The sequence below is a fragment of the Marinobacter sp. genome, from assembly GCF_014859525.1.
Classification (GTDB): Bacteria; Pseudomonadota; Gammaproteobacteria; order Pseudomonadales; family Oleiphilaceae; genus Marinobacter.
The window spans coordinates 1-20,021 of the sequence record NZ_JACUUB010000051.1 but is presented as its reverse complement, the minus strand read 5'-3'; the positions used below and the strand labels follow the sequence as shown (position 1 = coordinate 20,021).

The following is a 20,021-nucleotide window of genomic DNA, read 5'->3' as shown; positions in this document are numbered from 1 at the left end:
AGATCATGTCACTTTATGGTGTATTGACTACGTTTGTTCTGCTTTCCTGCGGTATCAGCTGTGCATCCAGTGGCGAGCAGGTATCGGTGAGCGCCAGCATCGGCATCCACCTGTCCGACGGCACGGAAAGCCCGGAAATTCTTCTTCTGAGGGCAGATCAGGCCATGTACGTTCGCAAAAAGTCCGGTAAAGCCGGCATCAGCCTATTCGAGCTTACCGGTGACTGAGCAGCACAGGGACAGGCATCTTTCGCCTGCGTGTCCGTCTTAATGGTTAGCAAAGTCAATCTACATGCCTGACTCCCGGGTTATCATGACAACAAAAAACGACTCCAAGGAATCGCAGTGAAACCTCTGAGCCCCACCGATCAACTGTTCCTCTGGCTGGAAAAGCGCCAGCAACCCATGCATGTAGGCGGCCTGCAGCTGTTCTCGTTTCCTGAAGGCGCGCCAGATGATTATGTGGCGCAGCTGGCGGAGCAGCTGAGGCAGAAATTTGAGGTAACCCCACCGTTCAACCAGCGGCTGACCTACAAACTCGGCCAGCCGATGTGGGTCAAAGACGAACATCTGGATCTGGAGCACCATTTCCGCTTTGAGGCCTTGCCAACCCCCGGTCGAATACGGGAGTTACTGGCGTTTGTGTCGGCTGAGCATTCCCATCTTATGGATCGGGAACGGCCCATGTGGGAGGTGCACCTTATTGAAGGACTAAAGGACCGGCAGTTTGCCATCTACACCAAGGTGCATCACTCATTGGTGGACGGGGTATCTGCCATGCGCATGGCCACCCGGATGCTCAGCGACAACCCGGAGGACACCGGGCTTCCGCCCATCTGGGACCTGCCCCGAAGAGCCCGGCCAGACCGTGACGACCCGGGCAGTTCCCTGTGGCACAGCATCACCCATTTGCTGGGGATGTCCGGCAAGCAGCTGGGCACCATTCCCACAGTGGCCAAAGAGTTGCTGAAAACCATCAACCAGGCCCGTAAAGACCCGGCCTACGATTCGATTTTCCACGCGCCGCGCAGCGTGTTGAACCAGAAAATCACCGGCTCTCGCCGTTTCGCTTCTCAATCCTACTGCCTCACCCGCATCAAAGCGGTGTGCGAAGCTTACGGCACCACGGTCAACGATGTGGTCACCGCCATGTGCGCCTCCGCTTTGCGCACCTATCTGATGAACCAGGATGCCTTGCCGGAGAAACCGCTGATTGCTTTTGTGCCGGTGTCCCTGCACCGGGATGACAGCACAGAGGGCAATCAGGTGGGGGTGATCCTGGCCAACCTGCATACCGACGAGAACGACGCCGGCCAGCGCTTGCTGAAGATCCATCATGGTATGCAGGAGGCCAAGGACCGGTACCGGCATATGTCGCCGGAAGAAATCGTCAACTACACCGCGCTTACCCTGGCACCGGCGGCGTTCCACCTGCTCACCGGCATGGCGCCCAAGTGGCAGACCTTCAACGTGGTGATTTCCAACGTGCCCGGTCCTTCCGGGCCGCTGTACTGGAACGGGGCAAAACTGGAAGGCATGTACCCGGTGTCCATTGCCATGGATCGTATGGCCCTGAACATGACCCTGACCAGCTACAACGGCCAGGTGGAGTTCGGCCTGATCGGCTGTCGCCGAACTCTGCCCAGCCTGCAACGGATGCTGGATTACCTGGAAGACGGCCTCACCGAACTGGAGACTGCGGCAGGCCCCTGATCAGCCAATCTGGTCGGCGTGATTACGCTCGGAGATCTGACTGTTCAGAGTCCAGAAGTCGTAGAGCACGCCAATCAGGAACAAGCCGCCGGTAAGCAGGTAGATGATGCCGGTGATCCACTTGCCCATGTACATGCGGTGTACGCCGAACACGCCAAGGAAGGTGAGCAGTATCCAGCTGATGTTGTAGCTGATATTGCCGTCCCGGAAGCGCTTGTCGGCCTGGCGGTCCATGCTGGGGATCAGGAACAGGTCGATGATCCAGCCAATGAGGAACAGGCCGAAGGTGAAGAACCAGATGGTGCCGGTGATGGGTTTTCCGTAGTAGAAGCGGTGCGACCCCAGGAATCCGAAGATCCAGAGCAGGTAGCCTATAACTTTGCTGTGGGTGTCTGGTTGTCCGTTCATCTTGGTTCCTTTTTGGGTGGCGTTACTTCTGCCCTAGCCTTTGAGTTTGGGGGCGGGACTGGGAAAGACAACCCACTTTCAAGGCCCCACCTCCGGAGCCGGGTCCGGCCCACCTTCCCGAAACTCGGAGGCGGACTTCCCGGTCCACTTGCGAAAGGCCCGACTGAAGTTAGACAGGTCCGCATAGCCCAGCTCATAAGCGATCTCACTCACCGACTGAGTGGTGTATCGCAACAATTGAATGGCCCGGTCCTTGAGCACAGCTTCCACAATTTCGCGGTAACTGGTGTCTTTATCCGCCAGCCGGCGTTTAAGCGTTCGGGAAGACACACAAAAACGTTCAGCCATAGCCTCTAGCGATGGCAGTGGGCCCGGCGTCATTCTCAGCATATTACGGATGGCCAGTACAATATCGCCCTGGTCTTTCAGGGCTTTTTGAAGCTCAAATTCACACTGATCCCGCGCCATGCGCGATGCTTCGGCGTCTGCCAGGCGCATGCGGACATCCAGCAGCTGCCGGGGAAAGATGAGCATTTCCTCCGGCTGACCATAGTCAAAACGCACCGGTAACTGATTGGCGAAACGCTGATAATAGGCAGGCTCCGGTGATGTCAGGCGAACGGAAACACCCGGCAATTTACCATCTTCCAGCGCGAAACCTTTGGCCTCAGCGTCCGCCCGGTCGAGCAGTTGTTCGGTAAGCAATATCAGAGTGGCGCTGACTGTTTCTGCCAAAAATTCGTACAGCCCGGGCACATCAAACTCGGTGCACAGTTGCACCAGAACCTGATCGCTGGCCAATGACTGTTTCATGCTGAGAAACGGCGCGCGCAGCTGCAGATAACGACGGACAGAATCCAGCGCGCCTTCAAAAGTCGGGCTGGTCAGTGCAGCAAAGCCAAGGGTGCCGTGGATGGTTAAACGCAACTCCTTGGCCAACATGAAACTCAGGCCGTCTTTGCCGGCCAACTGCAGGGCACGCTGGGCCATCAGCATAGCATCGGTAACGAAAATGCGGCTGTCGTTGGCCTTCAGATCCTCGGCTGTAAATTCCAGTCCCTCATAAAGCAGCCGATCGTTGTGCCCAAGGTGTCGGACGGTTTCAGCCAATACCCTCAGGTAAACTCCGGGCACCAGAAACAGGCCCAGCATTTGCCTTTGATTATCCGCACTGGTTGATGACATAGCGTGTCCCTGATTGTTCTTTATCGTGATTCTGACTTTATCAGAAGCACCGGCTTACCACAGTGGGGCCGCTCGCCCCGATTCGACTGTCGCCCCGGCCAATTCGGCTGTCCCATTGGGAGCGGTGGCCGTCCCATTCGCGCATTCAGAAATAACCTTGCGCCAGCCACACTGATTCGGTGAGTTCAGCTAATGCGTTTCATCGCACAGGAGTTCAAATATGCTGGTAACAACGCAAACAGACAAACAGACCAAAGCGTCCCATACTCCGGGTAACGTCTCTATCAAGCCCCAGCGGATGGGCTTTGAGTTCGGCGAAGCCGTGCCCCGGTATTGGCTAGACAACAATTACCTGATCAGCCATACCATGAATGCCCTGTCGGTTCTTTTTCCGGAGGGCGAGCAGTTTTTTGTTGATTCCGTTCGCGCCTTCCGGGACCAGATCAAAGACCCCAAGTTAAAGGAAGAGGTACGGGGCTTTATAGGTCAGGAGGCCATGCATTCCCTGGAGCACATTGCGATGAACCAGCATGTTCGCGATCAGGGTATGCCGGTTGAGGAAATGGAGCGCGACCTGAAGGTGATTCTGGGCCTGGCCCGACAGCTGCCAAAACGTCATCAGTTGGCAATCACCTGCGCTCTGGAGCACATCACGGCCATGATGGCCGACATGCTGCTCGAGCGTGACGACATACGCGAAGACATGCATGAAACCATGCGCCCGTTGTGGGTTTGGCACGCTATTGAAGAAACCGAGCACAAAGCGGTCGCTTATGACGTTTTTCAGCAGGTTGGGGGCACCTATGCCGAGCGAGCGTTTTATCAGTTGTTCGCGACTTCGGCTTTGGGCGTGGTCGCTAGCTGGTACACCGGACGCATGATTGCCAACGACCTGAAAAACTTTTCCTTTAGGGGCGCGGCCAAGGGCATCTGGCGTATGTGGGGCAAAAACGGGGCATTCTCAAGCCTGATCCCAGCCTGGGCGGAATACTTCAAACCCGGATACCACCCCTGGGACAAAGACAACAGCGAGTTGATTGCCCGCTTCAAAGCCGAAGTTGAGCAGTACATTGCGCCGAAGTACCAGAACGGCAACCGTCGTACCCTGCAGTAAGACTCGCCCTGGTATTGTCTTTACAGTCAGGCCGGTTTTACCCGGCCTGACTGCACAACCTCTCCTTTTTGCCACAACCGCCATTCCCCAGGCTGGTAGACATCCCAGGTTTCATCGGTGGTCAACGGCTCGGTCACGATCACACTCACGATATCGTTGGGGGTGGTCTCCGCTTCAAAATCGACAGTAACGTCGGTGTCTTTCAAACGAGCCGGTCCAAAAGGTGCACGGCGAGTGATGCTGGCCATTTTAGTGGTGCAGTAAGTAAACAGCCAATCGCCGTTGCTCAACAGCAGGTTGAATACCCCCTCGCGGGCATAGGCGCTGGATAGCTCAACCAGGCGCTCAACGATCTGCTCCGTAGAGTCGTTACGCTGGCAGTGACCCCGCAGGTGATTGAGCAGATCGCAGAACAGGGCTTCGCTGTCGGTGCTGCCAACCGGCTCGTAAAAACCGTCGGCCGCCTGGAACGATGACAACTGGCCGTTGTGGGCGAATACCCAGTAGCGCCCCCAAAGCTCACGGATAAACGGGTGGGTGTTGGCCAGGCAGATTTCGCCGACATTAGCCTGACGGATATGACAGATGGCCACCTCACTTTTGATCGGGTGGGTTTGCACCACTTGGGCAAGGCGGGAGCTGGCGCTGGCATCGGAGTCATGAAAGCTGCGAACGCCTTTACCCTCATAGAATGAAACACCCCATCCGTCCTTGTGCGGACCGGTTTCACCGCCTCGACGGGTCAGACCGGTGAAGCTGAAGCAGAGGTCGGTGGGGGTGTTGGCACTCATAGCCAGCAGTTCGCACATGGCAGGTTCTATCCTTGGCTGTCGGTTTTATCTGCCTAAGGATACCCGATTCCGCTGGCGCCTCCAGCCAGCGTATCAATAACCAGCCCCGAATCAGATGTACAGATTCTTCTTTGAGAACCGCTCAACCAGAGGCTGGTAGGCCGAGCCCAGCAAACGGTTAATGGCATCAATTCCCCAGGCATCCGGCCCCACCAGAATGCGGGATTCGTTTTTCAGAATGCCTTTAATAATGATCTCGGCGGCTTTTTCCGGTGAGGTCATGGCCAGTTTGTCGAAACCCTTGCGTTGGGCAGCAGCGTTCTCCGATTTACCCATACGGGCAGAGTTGGCGATGTTGGTGCGAATACCACCCGGGTGAACGCAACTGATCTGAACGGGCTGGTTCTCCAGTTTCATTTCCTGTCGCAGAGACTCGGTAAATCCGCGTACCGCGAACTTGGCCGCGTTATAAGCGCTCTGTTTGGGTACGCCAATCAGCCCAAACACGCTGGAGATATTCACCACATGACCGTCGCCCGAGGCGATGAGATGCGGCAAAAAGGCTCGGGTTCCGTGGGCCACGCCCCAGAAATCGATGTCCATTACCCATTTAAAGTCGTCATCGGTCATCTCGCGGACGCTGGCCGACAGGGCAACGCCGGCATTGTTGATCACCAGGTTGATCTCACCAAAGTCGGCCCGCACTTGTTCAGCGTGCGCATAGATGGCATCTCGATCTGAAACATCAAGGCGATAGGACTTGGCTTCAGTGCCATTAGCACATGCGGCGATGGTTTCGGCCAGTCCGGCCTCGTTGACGTCAGACAATGCCAGACGACACCCTCTGGCAGCCAGCTCACAGGCTAGCGCTCGACCAATACCGGAGCCAGCGCCGGTAACCACAGCCACTTTATTATTCAGATCCTTCATGATCGCGACCTTCTGTTTGTTTTTGCCATTAAAGCAGGTACTTTGATGTTTCGGTACTGTAACAGGTAGCCTGTCCTGCAAAATGGCGGGAGCTGCAGTCTGAGCCGGGCGTTTCGGCCAGTGCTGCCCGTGCTGCCAGCGCTCTGCAAACTGAGCCTCGTGTCAGCGACGCGGGCCGGCACATTCGTTACAATCCCGGCTCCTCTGAATTCACGCCCGACCGATGGAACTGACTATGGAATGGACCCTCACGCACTTCTGGCTGATTCTGGCCCTGCTGCTTGGTCTGACCGAACTGACCTCTGGAGCGATGATTATGCTGGCGCTGGCCCTGGCGGCCGCATTGACCGCCCTGGCTGCTGCTCTTGGTGTGTCTTTTGAGTGGCAGTTGGTGGTCATGGGGGCGATGTCTGGCCTTCTGGTTCCCACCGTTATCTGGTGGATCCGGCCCAGATTTTCGCCAAAAGGTGTCGCCTACGGCACCACCGGCACCGGCGTTGAACGCGGCAAACGCTATCAAACCTTACTCCGTGACTTTGATCAGGCCACCGGCATCAAAATTAATGGTGACTTCTACCGCCTTAAGCTTGAGGATGGCAGCAGCCCGGCATTACCGGAGGGTACTTCGGTGATTTTTGAGACATTTGATGGCACGACCGCCATCGTGCATTTCGCACAGACTGATAAGGAATCGTAAAAATGGAATCACTGGTTACCCCGGGGCTGGTCATCAGCCTCTTCATTGTCGCCGTTGGTATTTTTGTTATTGCCAAGGGACTGGTGATCATTCGTCAATCCGAGGTGATGGTGATCGAGCGACTGGGCTCATTCAGCCGTGTGCTCGAAAGCGGTATCAACATCATCATTCCATTCATTGAACGGCCACGCCCGATCAGCATGATTCGCTACGTGCGTATGGGCGATGACTATCATCCGGTCAGCAGCGATGAAATCCGCATTGACCGCCGCGAGACCGTTATGGACTTCCCCGGCCAGCCGGTGGTGACCACCGATAACGTAACGGTGAACATCAACGGTGCACTGTACTACCAAATCATCGATCCGCGCCGCGCCGTATATGAAGTTGCCAACATGAGCCAGGCGGTTGAGGTACTGGCCAAAACCACCCTGCGTTCGGTGGTCGGCAAGATGGAACTGGACAAGCTGTTTGAATCCCGCAGCGAAGTTAACAGCGCGATTCAGGCTGAAATGGAAGAAGCCGCCTCCAAATGGGGCGTCAAGCTGACCCGGGTGGAAGTGCAGGACATCAGCATGCCAGAGGAGGTAGAAGAGGCCATGCGGCTGCAGATGGCCGCTGAGCGTAAGCGCCGGGCCACGGTCACAGAGGCCGAGGGTGAGAAGTCTGCCGCCATCGCCATGGCCCAGGGCCAGCGCGAATCGGCCATCCTGAACGCTCAAGGCGACAAAGAATCCGCCATTCTGCGCGCTCAAGGTGAGCAGGAATCCATCCGTCTGGTGCTGAGCGCCATCGGCGAGTCTGAGGAAAACAAACAGACCGTTATCGGCTACCTGCTCGGCCAGAGCTACATCAAGGTACTGCCGAACATGGCGAAAAACGGCGAGCGGGTGTTTGTGCCTTACGAGTCCACGGCACTGCTGGGTTCCATGGGCATGTTCCGTGAGCTCGCGGGCAGTCCGGAAGACGTGGTTCGCAGCGGCTTACGGGGCGGCATGGTTGCCTCAGCCGGCAACAGCTGAGATAAAACCGCCGGTTACAGCGACCGCTCACCCAGCAAATGGTCAAGTGGTCGTTCGTAGCTTGGGGCAAACACCTCAAGGAAGTACAACACTTCTGGCTGGGCTTGCTCTTGCAGGCGGTGGAGAATCTGCTCCGCCGCCGGCTCAAATTCCTTGTTACCGGTCTGGATCTCGGCCCGGCACTTCAATAAAGCCGATAACCGGTCGGCAGCCTTGATCAGTTCTTTTTCTTCACTCGCCAACTGCGACTCCCGCACATAGGGTGCGAAATCCTCTCTGAGATCTTCCGGCAACAGTGCCAGCAACTCTGCTTCCGCCTTGTGTTCGATATCGCCGAAGGCTTCCCTCATGACCTTCGAGTGGTATTTGACCGGCGTGGGCATATCCCCGGTAATGACTTCAATGGCGTCGTGATAAAGGGCCGCAGCGGCGATACGATCAGCATTCACCTGCCCCTCATAATGCCGGTTACGGATCAGCGCCAGCGCGTGGGCGATGGTAGCTACTTCCCAGGAATGGGTGGCAACGTTTTCCTCAATAGCATTGCGCATCAAGCCCCAGCGCTTGATCCAGCGCAGGCGCGAAACGTAGGCAAAAAAATGGCTGGCAGTTCGTTGTGTCAGACTGGCCATGGGGGTTCCTGTTGCGAATTTGATTAGCGAACGTCCAGGGTAAACTGCACCGTGACATCACCCTGTTCATCAACACCGGCCTGCCGGGTGGGCTCTAGCGTATATAACTGGCCGGCGTCCACGCCGTGGGTCTCTTGCAGTAAACGCCGAACCGCCTGGCCGCGATCGGTGGCCAGTTGGCCCAGCTGTTCCGGTGGCAATTGGCGTTCACCCTCACGCCAGGCCTGCTCGGCCTGAGCCCAGGCGTCATCGGTAATCTCTTCGCCCCGGGCCTCCATATTGCCCCTCAGCAGCGCCAGGCTGTCCGCCTCCGGTGCAATGCCACCACGAATGTTAAGCAGCAACTCCGGGCGCTCATTCAGGGCCTGCGCCAAAGCCATCAGTTTGTCGGCCTCGCCCTCGGCCAGCGTAACACGGCCGGGGACAAAACTGACCTGGCCCAGTTCTTCACTGCTGAAGCCCGCCAGGTCCGCCAGCGAACCCAGCATACTGAAGGGTGACATTGCCGCGTTCACCAGCAAGTTTACAAAAGCTCGCATAACAATCTGTCCAACACGAAACTCCGGATCCGACACGTCCCCCTGAATAGGCAAGTCCACCTCGATAACGCCTCGACGATCGGTCAGCAAGGCCAGGCCAAGCTTGACCGGGGCACCGATCGCCTGATCACTGACCACTGCCTGGCCGAGTGCCATCCGGTCCATGATCACTTGATTGGATGCCTTTATCCGAGTGCCGGTAAATTCATAATCCAGGTAAAGGTTGAGCTTACCGCTGTCCACCGCATAGCCCAGGTAGCGGCCAAAGTAGGGCGACAGCACCGGCAGAGACAGGTCGTCCATCGATAGTTTCAGGACACTGGCTTCGTCCGTGCCCAGCGCTCCAAGGGTGCCTTCAAAGCTAACCGGAGCGTCGCCTGCTAGCCGGCCCCGTAAACGGACTCGGCCCTGCTGGGGTGAAACATTGCTGACGCCGGCGATCGACCCCGTCAAGTCATCGAAACGGGTACTGAACGGTGGCTCCAGGGTCCGGTCAGAATAACCCACAGCGCCGTCCTCCACCTGCAGTTCACCAATTCGGAAGATAAAACCGGGTTCCGTCGGCCCAGCATCATTGCCCGCAGGGTCGCCTAAATCGGCAGCCTGATCCCCGTTGGTGGCGGCGCGCATGATCTGCTCAAAGTTATGCAGGCCATCTGGCATCCGTACCGCGTTAAACGATGGCTGCGCCAGCGTCACAGTGCCGATTTCCAGCCGGGGTGGATTCACGTTGAATTCGATCGGCGCCAGGCGCAAGGTTTGCCAGCCCAGCATGGAGGCATCGCTGCCTGACAGCCTGAGGTCGAGATCGACAATTTCGGCGGTGCCGCTGAAGGTGCCGGTCATCGGATCGTCCTGGCTGTCCAGGTCCAGGTTGCCGTCAAAACCCAGACGACCGCTGGCAAGTGCAAGGTTTGCCGTCTGTTGCAGGTAGGGTTCAATCACGGCCAGCACAACGTCTGAGCCAGCCAGAGCGGCCTCAAGAGTGAACGGTACCAGTGTCAGTTGACCGTTGGCCGAGACCCGTCCACCGCTGACCAACACGGTATCCAGGCCATAGGTAACTGGCTCATCGAGCAGGTGAGACAAGCCGCCCACTGTGATCTCCAGATCGGTCAACTCAAGCTCAGCCGACGTGTCCGGCACCTGATCCCGCCAACGCAGACGACCGCCTTCGACCTCAACACCCTGAACAGACCAGCGGAATGTTGGCTTATCGGCTTCTGGCGGCCCGCTCTGTTCCACCTCAACCTCGGCCGGTGCTAAAGACGCAAGCCAATCAATCATGCCCTCTCTGTCCCGGGCCGCAGCTACAAAGGGCTGATCAAAGTTGATCACACCAACACGAGCCTCGCCCGCGGTCAGATCAAAGCCGATGCCATCAATCTCTATGGTCCTGGCTGCCAGCGCCGGTTCGTCATTGGCGTCGGCCAACGCGACAGCCAGATCCCGAATCGTCACCTTGCCTCCGGTGGTGATCAGCTCGAACGGTTCACTGCCACCCATCTGGTACCGGGATTCTACCGTCAGAGAGCCGCCCCGTAGCTGCCACGGCAGGTGAGGCGCCAGAAAATGACCCAGCGTGTTGTAATCAAGGTTCGAGATCTTCAGGCGGCCCTCGGAAAAAAGCGGCGTGATGCTGAGCTCGCCCTGCCACTCGAGGGTCTGATCACCCAACGCTGCCATCACCGAATACTGACTGCCTTCGGCGTCACGCCGCCAAGTGGCCAAATCGCTGATCGACAGGTCCAGCGGCGTGATCTGAAATTCAGCGTGCTCAGACTGACTGAAGTCCCTGAACAGCAGTTCTCCGCCATCGATGGTCAGTTGCTGAAACAACAGCTTGGCGGGTGCGCCGGTTTCTACCTCAGCGGCTGGATCTTCAGCTTGAGGTGCCTCCGGCTGCGCAGCCTGCCAGTCACGGGCGAAGTTGATGGTAAAATCGTCCAGCAGATCCACCCGGATATAAGGCTCCTGCAGATGAATTTCCTGAAAACTGACGATACCCCGGAACAGCGGGAAGAAACCCAGGTTGAGGAATAAACGGTCAAAACCAAGTACCTTTTCACCCGCTCTGTCATGCGCCGACAGCTGAGTGAGTTCGGCCGTCAGGCTGAAGGGATTGACCCGCAGCTCGGCCAACTCCGCCTGCCAGCCCATGTGCTGATCCAGCTGTTCAGGCAGGGCGCGATTGAGCCACCAGGGCAACGCCAGGAAACCCGCCAGGGCATAAAGCACCACCAGAATCAGAACCACGACGGCAAGATTCCTGGGTAGACGACTGCGTTGACGACTCTGGGCCACAAAACTCTCCTTGGTGAGCGGCGAAAAAACAGGGCTGAATCAGCCCCCCCTGCCTGTCACAAGGATAGTCCGCCGGGCAGTCGTTTGTCAGCCTGCGGTATGCAGGTCTTGCACAATCAGGCATGGAACCGATGACTGACACAGACAGGTGAACCCGTTATGCTCAGAAACCGTATCGATAACGGGTTTGTTTACTGTGCAGGAGAAGCGGATGGACATCGGCGACATGCGTCGGGATTTTGAAAGCGAGGGGCTCGACCTGGATCAGCTACACGGCGATCCGGTGTTCCAATTTCAGGCGTGGTTCGAAGACGCTCGTGCGGCTGGCATATTGGAGCCAAACGCCATGTCTCTGGCCACCACCGGCAAGGACCAGATGCCAGACTTGCGCACCGTTCTGCTGAAGTACTTCGATCATCGGGGGTTCGTGTTCTACACCAACTACGGCAGCCGAAAAGCCACAGAGCTTGAGGAAAACCCCAGAGCGGCCCTGCTGTTTCCCTGGATTGGTTTAAACAGGCAGGTTCGTATCCAGGGCCATGTAGAGAAGGTGAGCAAAACTGAATCTCTCAAATACTTCGCCTCCAGGCCGCGAGGCAGCCAGATTGGTGCCTGGGTGTCGGAACAGAGCAAAGTCATCACTTCACGGGGCCTGCTTGAGCAAAAAGTCGCGGAGATGAAACAGAAATTCAGCTCCGGTGAAGTTCCGCTGCCCGGTTTCTGGGGCGGTTATCGGGTGGTTCCGGAATGCATCGAATTCTGGCAAGGGCGGCCAAGCCGGCTTCACGACCGTTTTGAATATGTGAGGGACGGCGATGACTGGACGATTCAACGACTGCAACCCTGATCGCCCAGGCATCTGGCTCTGTCATCAGATTAACCGCGACCTGCCAAGCGCTCCGCCCTGGATGACAGCGCCTGAAGCCCAAACTCTGGCAAACCTGGAGGGTCTGAGGCGGAGCGAGTTTCTGACCAGCCGCTGGTTGATCCGGCAAGGGCTTGCCAAAGCCAGCGGTCAGTCTCCGCAGCACTGCCGGCCGGTCGATGGCCGCCCGGTCAAATCGATAAAACCGGCAGACTGGTGCCTGTCACTGAGCCACAGCAAGGGTCTGAGTGCAGTTGCCACCGGCATGGCCCCCCTGGGCATCGACATCGAACCCAGCCAACGCAAACCGGACTGGATCGGCGTAGCCAAACGCTGGTTCTCGACGGTTGAACAGGAGTGGTTGTTCCGGGCCGATGATCCATTCAACTTTCTAAAAGTGTGGACACTGAAAGAAGCCTGGCTTAAAGCCACTGGCAGGGGCATTGCCGGCAACCTGCAAACTCTGGAAGTACGCAAAGATTTCGAGCTCTATGGCGATCAGCCCGATCAACACTGGTTGGCCAGCTGCTTTTATGTCGAGGGTTTTCTGGTAACGTTGGTGTATCAGGGCACAGAAGACAGCTCGGGCAGCTTACCCGGCATCACCTTACTGGAGCCGCCACCGGACAACTATGGCCTGATCCGCGCTGGCAACCTGGACGCGAGCTGGGAGCCGTTGTTCCACAAAACGATCCGGGCCAAGCGATAAACGGAACCAACCGCGATGAGTCAACTCCCACAGCGATGCACCTGGTGCGGCACTGACCCGCTCTACGTGCACTATCACGATACTGTCTGGGGCCGCCCGGAATATAACGACCAAGCGTTGTTCGAAAAGCTGTGTCTGGACGGACAGCAGGCCGGATTGAGCTGGATCACCATCCTCCGCAAGCAACAAAACTATCGCGAGGCCTATGCTGATTTTGATCCGGAAAAAATTGCTCGCTTTACTGAACAGGACCAGACCGAACTTTTGCAAAACCCGGGCATCGTCCGCAACAAGCTCAAGGTACGCTCGATCATTAATAACGCTCGCGCTTATCTCGCGCTGCAGGAACGCGGCACATCATTGTCGCCCTTTCTATGGCAGTTTGTGGGCCATCAGCCCCGACAGAACCGTTGGCGCACCATGGCCGAGGTGCCGGTGCTAACCCCGGAGTCCGAGGCTATGTCCAGGGCCCTGAAGCAAGCCGGATTCACCTTTGTTGGCCCAACCATCGTTTATGCCTTCATGCAGGCAACCGGCATGGTCAATGACCATCTGACCTCATGCCCGGCTTATCAGGCCTGCTTACAGCTCTCACAATGATCTTCCCGGTCCGGTTGCACGTAAACTTCTGGGTAACACCTAATCAGGAGTTTTACCGTGCGCATCACCCTCAACGAACTCAAAAGTCTTCGGCAGCCTGTTATTGAGCTGTTGGAGATTATCTCTCTGGAAGGCCAGCATTACATGGCCCGACTTCATGGGCCGGACGGTCTCAGGTTGCTGTCCGACGATGCCGGTAAGACCCGTCTGTTCCGTAGTGCCTGGCAAGTGCAGGACACACTCAGTGACCTTGATGTCAGAGAAACCCAAATTGTACACCCATCCGCCTACCACGAGATGGTCGGTATGGCACCGGCGGACATCGAGCCCATGCGCATTCAAGTTCAGAGGCAACGGTCGTGATTGTGGTTGCTCGTCTTGCGATTTTGGTCGGGATTGCCGGCCTGATTCCGTTCATTGCTGCAACCATCGGTCTGTTTGTAATGCCCGCCAACAGCATTGCCATTCTGGGATGGTTTTATCTGTACAGCGCCGGGATACTGGCGTTCATGGGCGGTGTTTACTGGACCATTGCGTTGCAACTGGAGAACCGTTCTTATCCTCAATCGCCGCTTGTTTCGATGCTGCTCAGCCAACTCTTTTTTGTGGCAGCAGGCCTTGGTTTACTCCTCCAGACTCCCCAAAAAATACTGTTGTACACCGCCGCTTACCTGGCGCTGTACATCGTTGACGCTCGCTGGATGCGACACTATTGGCCCTCCTGGTATCTGAGGTTACGTTTGGTGCTGACCTTAGTCGTGCTCTGCTGTCAGGCGACGGTGGGTGTCTGGTTTTATCTGTCACACAGTGCCTGAAAATCAGACACTGTGTGGTTCGGCAGAAAATCGTTGCTGAAGTTTTTTAACCGCCAGTTTTTCGATCTGACGCACCCGCTCCCGGCTGATACCCAGCTGATCCGAAATGGTTTGTAACGTCTCTGGCTCTGCCAGGCCCAAGCCATAACGGCGTGTCAGAATTTCTCGCTCCCGCTCATTGAGCTCACCCATCATGGCACGCAACGTCAGGACTCGGTCCCGTTGACGAAGCGGGTGATCCGGGGTCATCGAGTCACCCGCATCCAGGCTGTCGCCCAGGGTGATCGAACCATCCTCTACCAGCGGTACGTCGGTCGAGATTTCCCGGGATGCCAGGGCTCGCAACTCTCCGATTCTCGACGGCGACGCTTCCATCGCGGTCGCAAGTTCGGATTGAGACGGCATTCGTCCCAAATCCTGATTGAGACGCATCGAGGCCTTCTGCAACTGCCGAATCTCATCGACCACATTTTCCGGGGTATGCACCACCCGAACACCACGTTGCAAGCAGCGCCGGACTTCTTCGCTGATCCACCAATAGGCGTAGGTCGAAAAGCGAAAGCCCTTGCCCGGATCGAAGCGCTCTGCCGCTTTGATCAGTCCGATGTTGGCGTCCTGGATCAGATCGGCCATCGGGATACCATTCTGGCCGTATCGACGGGCAATATGCACTGCCAGTCGAAGGTTGCACTGGATCAACTTCTGACGACAGGCCATGGCAAGGTGATAGGCCCGGCGACAGCGCGCCGAGAACGCACAAGCGTCACCAAGACTGCCTACTACTTCTCGCAGTGTTTGTGGCGTGTCATCCGGCAAGCACAGCTCCTGGCTGATCACCCGAAGACTGAGAATCAGTTGGCGGGCAAGGCGGCGCTCGTCGTTGTCACTGAGAAGTTGATGCTGAGACGCATCCCGGAAGTACAACCCTACCAGGGAATCCCTTTCGCCAGAGTTGGGAAGAGTCGGAGACGGGCCCAGCCGGTCATGTGTTTGCATGGCTGAGGTACCTTTTGAAATTCACTTAAGATACGATCAAACGAAACGCACGGATTGCCGGGAGAAGAACAGGCAAAGGAGGGGGTTACCCATCAGCGAAGCCATCGGCTCCACTGACGGGAACATCATCAGGTTGTGGACGCCGCCACAATGGCGTATTCGTGGTTGTGAGGCTCAATCAGGGCACCATGCAGTGCCACAATGGCCTGATCGTAGTGATCCTCATCAATCACAAACTGAATATCCACCTGGCGCATGCACTGGTGGATTGCCAGAACGCTGATGTCTTTATCCGCCAACGACTTGACCGAACGTGCCAGAATGCCCGGCACCTTCATATCGCTACCAATCGCAGACACCAACGCCACCTTGCGGGTGCTGATTTCGCCATTGGGGAAGATTTCCTCCAAACCTTTGACCACACGTTTGATGTGCTTGAGCGTGGTATCAACGTAGTGGGTGATGGTGTTGGCGTTGGTGTCTTTGGCCATAAAGCGCACTTTGAACCGGCTCAACACTTCCAGAATCTTGCGGTCCGATCCCGGCTCGCCCTGCATGTCCTGGTCGAACACCTCGATGGCAAACACGCCTCGGGCACCCGCCACGATCTCTACCTGGGGCTTCTCGCTGATGTAATCGCCGGTGATCAAGGTGCCGGTGTGTTCCGGCTCAAAGGTATTCATCACTCGAAGCGGAATTTCGTTCTGGCGCAAACCTTTACCGGCACGGGGATGGATCGCCTCCATACCCAGATTGGCCAGCTGATCGGCAACGTCATAATTGGTGCGGCCCAAAGGAACGACCTTGTCTTCACCAACAATATTGGGATCGGCAGAGCTCAGATGGTACTCCTTGTGAATGATCGCTTCGCGTGCCTGGGTAATCACCGCTACCCGACTGAAGGTCATCTCACTGTAGCCCCGATCGAAGGTGCGCATCAGGCCTTCTTTACACTGAGCGTAACCGGTCACGATGGGTAGCTCACGGGACAGATCAATGCTGTCAAACGCCTGCTGAAGTTTCTCATCCAGCGCCAGCAATTCACTGTCACGCCAGCCCGTCAGATCGACAAAACGAGCGTTAATACCTTCCTGCTGCAGTTTCAGCGCGGTATTGAATGCACTGTGTGCTTCACCGATGCCAGCCAGCATTTCACGCACGGTCAACAGGTGCTCTTCCAGCTGGAACTGCCCGTAAGAGCACAGGCGCTGAAGATCAATCAGGCAACCCCGAACACCTTCGATGCGATCGGTGATGAACTGGTCTGCCTGCTGCTTGAGCATGGGGTCGACAAACAGCTCACCGTTGATGTCCGTCAGAAACTTGATCAGTTTGGTGAGATCATCACCCCAGGCCCAATCCGATTCTGCATCGGCAAACAGCGCATAAACACCCGGTTCACCGGTCTTTTTATGTTCAAGCAACTCGTTGGTGACACCGCCGTAGGCAGACACCACAAAGATCCGTTGGTAGAGGTCGCTCTTCTTGCGCTTGCCAATAATAATATTGTCGCGGACGGCCTCGTAATTACTCATTGAAGTACCGCCGATTTTCTCGACGGTATGTTGTGCCGTAGTCATATCTTTACCTTCGCTATCCTGAGGAGTGTATGCCTGAATGACGGCGCCTTACGACGCCTTGCTGACACCTTCCTGCATGACTTCATCAATACTCTCAGCCAACAAGCGGGCGCCCAGACGCAAGTCTTCCTCGCTGGTGGTCAGCGGCATCAGGCACTTGATGACTTCATCATTGGGACCGCTGGTCTCGATGATCAGGCCCTTCTCGAAGGCGCGTTTGGTGATCGCACCGGTCAAGTCGGCATGAGTCGCTTCGATCCCGCGCATCAAACCCCGGCCCTTCATCTTGAACTCGCCTTTGTACTTGTCGCAAATACCCTGCAAGGCATCGCCCAGCACTTTGGATTTGGCTTTCACTTCATTGGCAAACGCACTGTCTTTCCAGTAGGTCTCAACCGCGGCACGGGCCGTGACAAACGCCATGTTGTTACCACGGAAGGTACCGTTGTGCTCACCGGATTCCCAAACATCCAGCTCCGGCTTGAACAGTACCAGAGCCATCGGCAGACCGTAACCGCTCAGCGATTTGGAAACGGTAACGATGTCTGGCTTTATACCGGCAAACTCAAAACTGAAGAACTCGCCAGTACGACCATTGCCAGCCTGGATATCATCGAGAATCAACAGGATATCGTGTTTTTTGCACAGATCCGACAGGCCCTTCAACCATTCGGCACGAGCCGCGTTCAAGCCGCCTTCACCCTGCACGGCCTCGACAATCACGGCGGCGGGCAGTTCAACACCGGAAGATCTGTCAGACAACACCTTGTCCATGATCATCAGGGTATCAACATCTTCACCCAGATAGCCGTCGTAAAACAGGAAATCAACGCTGCCCAGCGGCGTGCCGACACCGCCACGGTGGTGCTTGTTACCGGTCGCAGCAACCGCACCCATGGTGACACCGTGGAAACCGTTGGTGAATGAGATAATACCGGTGCGGCCTTTGACCTTACGGGCCAGTTTCATGGCCGCTTCCACACAGTTGGTGCCGGTCGGGCCAGTAAACTGCATTTTGTAGTCCAGACCACGGGGATCCAGGATGTACTTCTTGTACGACCCGATAAAGTCATGCTTGGCGGTGGTAAACATGTCCAGGCCCTGACTGACACCATCAGCCTCAATGTACTCGATCAGCGCCTGCTTCAGGATGTCATTATTGTGGCCGTAGTTCAGGGAACCGGCACCGGCCAGAAAATCCAGATATTGCTTGCCGTCTTCGGTGTACAAGTGCGCGTTTTTGGCGCGGTTAAAAATCACCGGGAAGGCGCGGGAATAAACACGTACTTCAGATTCTGTCGATTTAAAAAGTTCCATGGTCTTGCCTCTTAGCATGTCAGGTTCGAGGTTAATGCTCGGGGGGGACTGCCGGTAACACGATTGATCTCAACAGGCCCGCCGTGCGTCAGTTGTAGCGATCTGGCAGACCCACCTTGTGTGGCCTGCCGGCTACGTCAAATCACAGCTGGTTATTCACGATGAATCACCGTGAACAAGGGCTCTCAGACAGGCTTCGTGAACGGCCCGATGCGCAGCAGAAACTCGGAATCGTGGTTGCCGCCAAAGTGGGTCTCTTTCTCGAAGTGCTCGTGATAGGTGAGCTCGGCTCCCAGATCACGCGCAAAAGAGCGGAACAGCGCCCAGGAGGCCTCGTTGTCTTCGGTAATCGTGGTTTCCAGGTGCGTGACGTTTTTGCACGCGTCCCGGCCAACGATTTCCTTCAGCATTCGCTTGGCAAGGCCTTGTCCACGACCTTTCTCGTGAACCGCCACCTGCCAGACAAACACGGTCTCGGGCTGTTGGGGAGGGATGTATCCGGAGATAAAGCCGACCAGATCGCCTTCCTTCTCCGCGGCCACGCCGGTTTCGGCAAAGTGGCTGCACTGCAACAGGTTGCAGTAAATCGAGTTTGGGTCCAGCGGTGGGCATTGTGCAACCAGCTGGTGGAGCCTGTAGCCATCGTCCTTGGTGGGTTTGCGCAAGGCAATGGCGGTGGTATTCGATCCTTCTGATGTCATAACGTGATCAATTCGCTTCAAAAGTTAGAGTTGAATTATATAGACCACAAAATATATTTCAAGTGAGGCTAAAGGAGGAAGCGCCGCTAAAGCACGTCATCCTTCTTCAGAATAGACCGCATTAAAACATTTACCAGTGACAGATTGGTTACCGGCAGGAGGGAAAACGATGTCCTCCAGCGCGAGGTGCGTACCGCCAGTCAAGCGGTTCCGGTAGGATACAGCAGCCGGCGAACCTTCGGGCCAAAGCCGGTCGAACTGTGACAACCAGGCGTCTAAATCGTATGCCACAGGCATCAGTGAAGCATGCAAACCAGGTCGCGCAATTCCTGCCAATGGCTCCGCGAAGGGGCTTGTAAAGCCAATACGGGCAACCAGGCCTCGAGAGTCGGCGCGCACATTACCCATGCCGGCCGCACCGTTATTAACCACCAGCCGTTGCTTTCCGTCTACCTCGCCGGACCAGACCACAGGCAGACATGTGTGGGTACATGCGATCACGTCGGCGCCAGTGGCGCGAAACCAATCCGTTAGCTGCCGCTCATTGCCGGCAGTGAACGATTCATGAGCCAACCCCCACCCTGCCAGCGACTCAGGATCGCCATGCAACACCAAAATCTTTAGGCCTCCAAAGATCAGGCAGCGGTACCGGGGCAACAACGAGAGTTTCGTTTGAATATCGGGGTGTTGATCAGCCAGTGCCTGAAGACGCTCCATCATCTGGTTTGAGCGGGCCACCACATCCTGATCCACGTACTCCGGGTAAGCACAGCCACAGCCTGCCCCGGCGTTGGGAATAGACAGCTCATAATCCACATTGCCAAGGATGGCGGTGTGATCCAGAACCCGACTGTTGATCTCCCGAAACAGGGTGTCATCGGCGTTGAACCAGTTGAAGTCACCGTTGAACACCAGCTTTACCCGATGCCCCTGGCGCTCTTCTGCCCGCACCATGGATTCGATTTCATCCAGTGCAAAGGGGTTGCCGTACAGACCGCCAACGACATACAGCACGCTTTCCGTAACGTGGACAGGCTCCCGACAAAGCTCGTCCGGCCGGTAGCGGTAAGCCAGCGGGCAGGTGCGGCCCTCTGTTTCAGGCAT

The 20,021-nt window shown here is 56.6% G+C and carries 21 protein-coding genes; 10 read left to right on the top strand and 11 right to left on the bottom strand.

What is annotated here, in order from left to right; all coding sequences use genetic code 11:
* The coding region (locus tag IBX51_RS10900; protein ID WP_291831256.1) for a diguanylate cyclase at positions 1 to 227 on the top strand (227 nt) is incomplete at its 5' end.
* Between the two features lie 117 nt (positions 228 to 344).
* A complete protein-coding gene (locus IBX51_RS10895) occupies positions 345 to 1,712 on the top strand; it encodes a wax ester/triacylglycerol synthase family O-acyltransferase (protein ID WP_291831255.1) in 1,368 nt (455 codons plus the stop codon).
* Here the strand turns inward: IBX51_RS10895 and IBX51_RS10890 are convergent, their stop codons facing one another.
* Together IBX51_RS10890 and IBX51_RS10885 are read right to left on the bottom strand one after the other, a co-directional pair.
* Complete coding sequence (locus tag IBX51_RS10890) at positions 1,713 to 2,120, bottom strand: TM2 domain-containing protein (protein ID WP_291831253.1); 408 nt, start codon at positions 2,118 to 2,120, stop codon at positions 1,713 to 1,715. It abuts the gene before it with no gap.
* Positions 2,121 to 2,198: 78 nt separating this feature from the next.
* Positions 2,199 to 3,305 carry an AraC family transcriptional regulator gene (locus tag IBX51_RS10885; RefSeq protein WP_291831251.1) on the bottom strand — a complete coding sequence of 369 codons (1,107 nt, stop codon included), beginning with the start codon at positions 3,303 to 3,305 and terminating at the stop codon, positions 2,199 to 2,201.
* Positions 3,306 to 3,525: 220 nt separating this feature from the next.
* Between IBX51_RS10885 and IBX51_RS10880 the strand changes: the two genes are divergently transcribed.
* Entirely contained in the window at positions 3,526 to 4,419 is an 894-nt protein-coding gene (locus IBX51_RS10880; protein ID WP_291831250.1) for a metal-dependent hydrolase, read from the top strand.
* Positions 4,420 to 4,445: 26 nt separating this feature from the next.
* On the opposite strand, the gene IBX51_RS10875 is transcribed toward IBX51_RS10880, so the two are convergent.
* Both IBX51_RS10875 and IBX51_RS10870 read right to left on the bottom strand, forming a co-directional pair.
* A complete protein-coding gene (locus IBX51_RS10875) occupies positions 4,446 to 5,228 on the bottom strand; it encodes a class II glutamine amidotransferase (RefSeq protein ID WP_291831249.1) in 783 nt (260 codons plus the stop codon).
* A gap of 93 nt (positions 5,229 to 5,321) precedes the next feature.
* Positions 5,322 to 6,140: an SDR family oxidoreductase gene (locus IBX51_RS10870; protein ID WP_291831248.1), complete on the bottom strand. Its 819-nt coding sequence runs from the start codon at positions 6,138 to 6,140 to the stop codon at positions 5,322 to 5,324.
* A 235-nt stretch (positions 6,141 to 6,375) separates the two neighbouring features.
* Between IBX51_RS10870 and IBX51_RS10865 the strand changes: the two genes are divergently transcribed.
* Positions 6,376 to 6,837: a nodulation efficiency, NfeD-like protein gene (locus IBX51_RS10865; RefSeq protein WP_291831247.1), complete on the top strand. Its 462-nt coding sequence runs from the start codon at positions 6,376 to 6,378 to the stop codon at positions 6,835 to 6,837.
* A gap of 2 nt (positions 6,838 to 6,839) precedes the next feature.
* Complete coding sequence (locus tag IBX51_RS10860; protein ID WP_291831246.1) at positions 6,840 to 7,859, top strand: SPFH domain-containing protein; 1,020 nt, start codon at positions 6,840 to 6,842, stop codon at positions 7,857 to 7,859.
* A 14-nt stretch (positions 7,860 to 7,873) separates the two neighbouring features.
* Here IBX51_RS10860 and yfbR read toward each other — a convergent pair whose 3' ends face one another.
* Positions 7,874 to 8,491 carry a 5'-deoxynucleotidase gene (gene yfbR, locus IBX51_RS10855; RefSeq protein WP_291831245.1) on the bottom strand — a complete coding sequence of 206 codons (618 nt, stop codon included), beginning with the start codon at positions 8,489 to 8,491 and terminating at the stop codon, positions 7,874 to 7,876.
* Positions 8,492 to 8,514: 23 nt separating this feature from the next.
* Positions 8,515 to 11,334, bottom strand: a complete 2,820-nt coding sequence (locus tag IBX51_RS10850; protein ID WP_291831244.1) for a DUF748 domain-containing protein — start codon at positions 11,332 to 11,334, stop codon at positions 8,515 to 8,517.
* 211 nt (positions 11,335 to 11,545) lie between these two features.
* Between IBX51_RS10850 and pdxH the strand changes: the two genes are divergently transcribed.
* Genes pdxH through IBX51_RS10825 form a run of 5 tightly spaced genes read left to right on the top strand, consistent with a single transcriptional unit; the run spans position 11,546 to position 14,323 of the window.
* Positions 11,546 to 12,181 (top strand): pyridoxamine 5'-phosphate oxidase, encoded by a 636-nt coding sequence (pdxH, locus tag IBX51_RS10845; RefSeq protein ID WP_291831243.1) that lies wholly within the window; start codon positions 11,546 to 11,548, stop codon positions 12,179 to 12,181.
* Positions 12,150 to 12,908 (top strand): 4'-phosphopantetheinyl transferase superfamily protein, encoded by a 759-nt coding sequence (locus IBX51_RS10840; protein WP_291831242.1) that lies wholly within the window; start codon positions 12,150 to 12,152, stop codon positions 12,906 to 12,908. Before pdxH ends, IBX51_RS10840 begins: the two co-directional genes overlap by 32 nt.
* Before the next feature lie 15 nt (positions 12,909 to 12,923).
* On the top strand, positions 12,924 to 13,508 hold the full coding sequence (locus IBX51_RS10835; protein ID WP_291831241.1) for a DNA-3-methyladenine glycosylase I: 585 nt from the start codon (positions 12,924 to 12,926) through the stop codon (positions 13,506 to 13,508).
* Positions 13,509 to 13,565: 57 nt separating this feature from the next.
* Complete coding sequence (locus IBX51_RS10830) at positions 13,566 to 13,871, top strand: DUF6482 family protein (RefSeq protein WP_291831240.1); 306 nt, start codon at positions 13,566 to 13,568, stop codon at positions 13,869 to 13,871.
* Complete coding sequence (locus tag IBX51_RS10825) at positions 13,868 to 14,323, top strand: DUF3429 domain-containing protein (protein WP_291831239.1); 456 nt, start codon at positions 13,868 to 13,870, stop codon at positions 14,321 to 14,323. The genes IBX51_RS10830 and IBX51_RS10825 overlap by 4 nt, the downstream gene beginning before the upstream one ends.
* 3 nt (positions 14,324 to 14,326) lie before the next feature.
* Here IBX51_RS10825 and IBX51_RS10820 read toward each other — a convergent pair whose 3' ends face one another.
* The 5 genes from IBX51_RS10820 to IBX51_RS10800 all read right to left on the bottom strand — a co-directional run bounded on the left by IBX51_RS10820 (position 14,327) and on the right by IBX51_RS10800 (position 20,021).
* Positions 14,327 to 15,319, bottom strand: coding sequence for a sigma-70 family RNA polymerase sigma factor (locus tag IBX51_RS10820; RefSeq protein ID WP_291831238.1), 993 nt, complete (start codon positions 15,317 to 15,319; stop codon positions 14,327 to 14,329).
* A 128-nt stretch (positions 15,320 to 15,447) separates the two neighbouring features.
* Complete coding sequence (locus IBX51_RS10815; RefSeq protein WP_291831237.1) at positions 15,448 to 16,899, bottom strand: aspartate kinase; 1,452 nt, start codon at positions 16,897 to 16,899, stop codon at positions 15,448 to 15,450.
* A 48-nt stretch (positions 16,900 to 16,947) separates the two neighbouring features.
* Positions 16,948 to 18,216: a diaminobutyrate--2-oxoglutarate transaminase gene (gene ectB / locus IBX51_RS10810; protein WP_291831236.1), complete on the bottom strand. Its 1,269-nt coding sequence runs from the start codon at positions 18,214 to 18,216 to the stop codon at positions 16,948 to 16,950.
* Positions 18,217 to 18,401: 185 nt separating this feature from the next.
* On the bottom strand, positions 18,402 to 18,917 hold the full coding sequence (ectA, locus tag IBX51_RS10805; RefSeq protein ID WP_291831235.1) for a diaminobutyrate acetyltransferase: 516 nt from the start codon (positions 18,915 to 18,917) through the stop codon (positions 18,402 to 18,404).
* A 96-nt stretch (positions 18,918 to 19,013) separates the two neighbouring features.
* Positions 19,014 to 20,021, bottom strand: coding sequence for a hypothetical protein (locus tag IBX51_RS10800; RefSeq protein ID WP_291831234.1), 1,008 nt, complete (start codon positions 20,019 to 20,021; stop codon positions 19,014 to 19,016).